This is a genomic window from Streptomyces griseorubiginosus (assembly GCF_017614965.1).
Classification (GTDB): domain Bacteria; phylum Actinomycetota; class Actinomycetes; order Streptomycetales; family Streptomycetaceae; genus Streptomyces; species Streptomyces griseorubiginosus_B.
On sequence record NZ_WVUG01000534.1, the window covers coordinates 1 to 3,014 of the forward strand.

The following is a 3,014-nucleotide window of genomic DNA, read 5'->3' on the forward strand; positions in this document are numbered from 1 at the left end:
GTGGGGAAGGGGGCGATCGTGGAGGACGCAGCGGGGATGACCGGCGAGCACCTCGCCGCCCCCTGGCCTCCATCACCCCCTCGCGACATCACAGGAGTCAGCCATGCCCACCCGCACGTCCCTCGACCGGACCGCCAACCGACCCCGTGTCGCGATCGTCACCGGCGGCTCGCGCGGCATCGGCCGCCAGACCGTCGGCCGGCTGGCCGCCGACGGGTACACGGTCGTGGTCGGCCATGCCGGCAACCAGGAGCAGGCCGAAGCCGCCGTGAAGGAGGCCGTCGAGGGCGGCGCCCAGGCGATCGCCGTGCGCGCCGACGTCGCCGACGAACACGCCGTCGCGGCCCTGTTCGATCTGGCCGAAGCGGAGTTCGGTGGTGTCGACGTCGTCGTGCACGCGGCCGGGCGGGCCCAGATGGCGCCGATCGCCGAGCTGGACCTGGCCGTCCTGGACGACCTGCATCGCACCAACGTTCGCGGCACCTTCGTCGTCGTTCAGCAGGCCGCCCGTCGGGTGCGTCCCGGCGGTGCGATCGTGCTGTTCTCCACCTCCGTGGTGGGGCTGGCGTTCCCGAACTACGGCGCGTACTCCGCCAGCAAAGGCGCGGTCGAGGCGCTGACGCCGATCCTGGCCCGGGAACTGCGGGGACGGGACGTCACCGCGAACACCGTGGCACCCGGCCCCACGGCCACGGACATGTTCCTGGACGGCAAGGACGAGGAGACCATCGCCCGCCTCGCCGCCCAGCCCCCGCTGGAACGGCTCGGCACCCCGGCCGACATCGCCGAGGTCGTCGCGTTCCTGGACTCCCCCGCCGGCCACTGGATCAACGGGCAAATCGTCCGCGCCAACGGCGGAATCATCTGAGCCGCCCTCAACGACCCATCCTTATGGGCGATTTGGACGAGCGCATCGAATAGACCCCAGCCGAGACGGCAGCGAAGTCGTCTCCGCGGTGGCCTACTGCCTCCGCGCGGACTTCTTCCGCCGCCTCGGACTGGACAGCCTGCTCACCGCAGGCAGCTCCCTGCAACACCCGGCTGAGAGAAGGAACAACCAACCATGCCTTTCGCGAACTTCAAGGTCCCCGAGAAGACCCTCACCCCGAAGCAGAAGGAGGAGATCGTCAGCCGCACTACCGAGCTGTATGTCGAGATCTATGGCGAGCGCGCCCGCAACAACACCATGGTTCTGGTCGAAGAGGTCGCCGACGGCGGCTGGGGCATCTCCGGCAACGTGCTGACCCTCGCCGTGCTCGGCGAGGCGACACCGACCGACACCAGCGGAGCCTGACCGCCCCGGCTGGGTCAGCAAGACCAGCGAAGCCCAGGTGTGTCTCCGTACCCAAGCGGCCGGCAGTGTCACATGGGTTATGGCGGCACCGGGCGCGTGCTGATGCGCCCGGCAGGAGAGGTGTCGGTGTTCACCGCTCGCTCCTGTCGGGCACTACCGGGGCCTCTCCTCCATGGTCATGGCCATGACCAGGAGGCCACGCCGTTCTTGGCGGATAGAGTCACCCTGGCGCTCCGGCGGCGACCCGCTGCCACGACGTGAACCGAAAGCTGTCGTGTCGGAACTGGCGATGACAGGGAGGACATCCCCGTGGGCGTTTTCGTGTCGATCAGGGGCTGGCTGGAGTGCGACGAGACCCAACTCGCCGCCATCCAAGAGATCATCTCCTCACACGGAGACCACCACTACACCAACGGGTGGAGTTCACCCCGCCGGCACATCAACTGGAACCACTACATCTTCTACGGCGCCGACATCCGTGAGTCGGCCCTGGACTGGTTCACCGATCAGATCAGAGAGATCGCCGGGATCCCAGCTTCCGACGACGACGATGACCTCGTACGGGGGCTCTTCCTTGTCAGCCACGAAGTTGATGGGGCAACCGAATGGCAGGTCCGCGAGGGTCAACTCTTCATCGGACCGGCCGACATCAGACACCGGTACCTGGACGATTAACCCCACGGGTTCCGTTGACGGACAAAAGGATCAAGATGATAGAACTACCGCCGTGCACAAGACTCTGGAGTTTCCCGACCTGCTGCGGCTGATCGACGAACGGGCAAGCGCCTTCCGCGCCGCGATCGCCGCCGCGCCCAGGCTCGACCTGCCCGTGCCGACCTGCCCCGGCTGGACGCTGTCCGACCTGGTGCAGCACATCGGCGAGGGCCGCCGCCGCTGGGCCGCCACGGTCGCCGCCGGGCCGGACGCCACGTCCAGGACCCCGGCGCAGGGGGACGCGGTCGCGCCGCAGGGACGCGAGGCCGTACTGGCCTGGCTGACCGCCTCGACCGAGCTGTTGCTGGCGGCCCTGCGACAGGCCGGTCCGGACCAGGGATGCTTCACCGGCTGGGGCAACACGCAGACGCCGCACACCGCCGGTGGCGTCGCCCGGCACCAGGTCCAGGAGCTCGCGGTGCACACCTACGACGCCCAGCTCACCGTGGGCGAGCCGGCCGCGCTGCCGGTCGAGGTGGCCCTCGACGGCGTCGAGGAGACCCTGTTCATCACCTGCTATACGACGAGCGCCTGGCCGCACAAGCCAACCGCCTTCGACTTCCACGCCACCGAGGGTCGCTCCTGGCGCCTGACGGCCGACGGTGACGGTGCGCGGACCACCCGGCTGCCCGCTGCCGCCGAGGACCCCGACGCGGCAGGCGTCTCCGTTCGCGGCACGGCCAGTGACCTGGTCCTCTACCTGTACGACCGTATTCCGGCGGACTCCCTGCAACTCGACGGGGACCCGCAGCTGCTCGACCTGCTCCGCGCCTGGGAACCGGAGGACTAGGCCAGGCCCAGGCGTAGCGGCACGCCACCGCGCACAAACCAGCCACTCGCATCGCGAACGGTCTCGTAGCGAACGGTGGCGGTTCCACCGGATGACCGACTCCAAAGGTTGGCCGCGCGCGGGGTCGTTCGGAACGTCATGAACGAGTTGGCGACGGACACCGCGCTGTGGACCGACGACGTGCCCAATCACTCCCCCGCCGGCCCTGGCTCGCCT

The 3,014-nt window shown here is 69.1% G+C and carries 4 protein-coding genes; all 4 read left to right on the forward strand.

Annotated features, from left to right (window positions below; all coding sequences use genetic code 11):
* Positions 1-103 precede the first annotated feature (103 nt).
* The 4 genes from GRC12_RS43205 to GRC12_RS43220 all read left to right on the forward strand — a co-directional run bounded on the left by GRC12_RS43205 (position 104) and on the right by GRC12_RS43220 (position 2,798).
* On the forward strand, positions 104-868 hold the full coding sequence (locus GRC12_RS43205) for an SDR family oxidoreductase (protein WP_208785910.1): 765 nt from the start codon (positions 104-106) through the stop codon (positions 866-868).
* A gap of 195 nt (positions 869-1,063) precedes the next feature.
* Positions 1,064-1,294 carry a tautomerase family protein gene (locus GRC12_RS43210; RefSeq protein ID WP_208785911.1) on the forward strand — a complete coding sequence of 77 codons (231 nt, stop codon included), beginning with the start codon at positions 1,064-1,066 and terminating at the stop codon, positions 1,292-1,294.
* Between the two features lie 309 nt (positions 1,295-1,603).
* Positions 1,604-1,969: a hypothetical protein gene (locus GRC12_RS43215; protein ID WP_208785912.1), complete on the forward strand. Its 366-nt coding sequence runs from the start codon at positions 1,604-1,606 to the stop codon at positions 1,967-1,969.
* Between the two features lie 52 nt (positions 1,970-2,021).
* On the forward strand, positions 2,022-2,798 hold the full coding sequence (locus tag GRC12_RS43220) for a maleylpyruvate isomerase family mycothiol-dependent enzyme (protein ID WP_208785913.1): 777 nt from the start codon (positions 2,022-2,024) through the stop codon (positions 2,796-2,798).
* Positions 2,799-3,014: the final 216 nt, after the last annotated feature.

Bases quoted from the DNA above. Each gene is read 5' to 3' on its own strand.
- GRC12_RS43205 (WP_208785910.1), top strand. From the start codon at position 104: ATGCCCACCCGCACGTCCCTCGACCGGACCGCCAACCGACCCCGTGTC.
- GRC12_RS43210 (WP_208785911.1), top strand. From the start codon at position 1,064: ATGCCTTTCGCGAACTTCAAGGTCCCCGAGAAGACCCTCACCCCGAAG.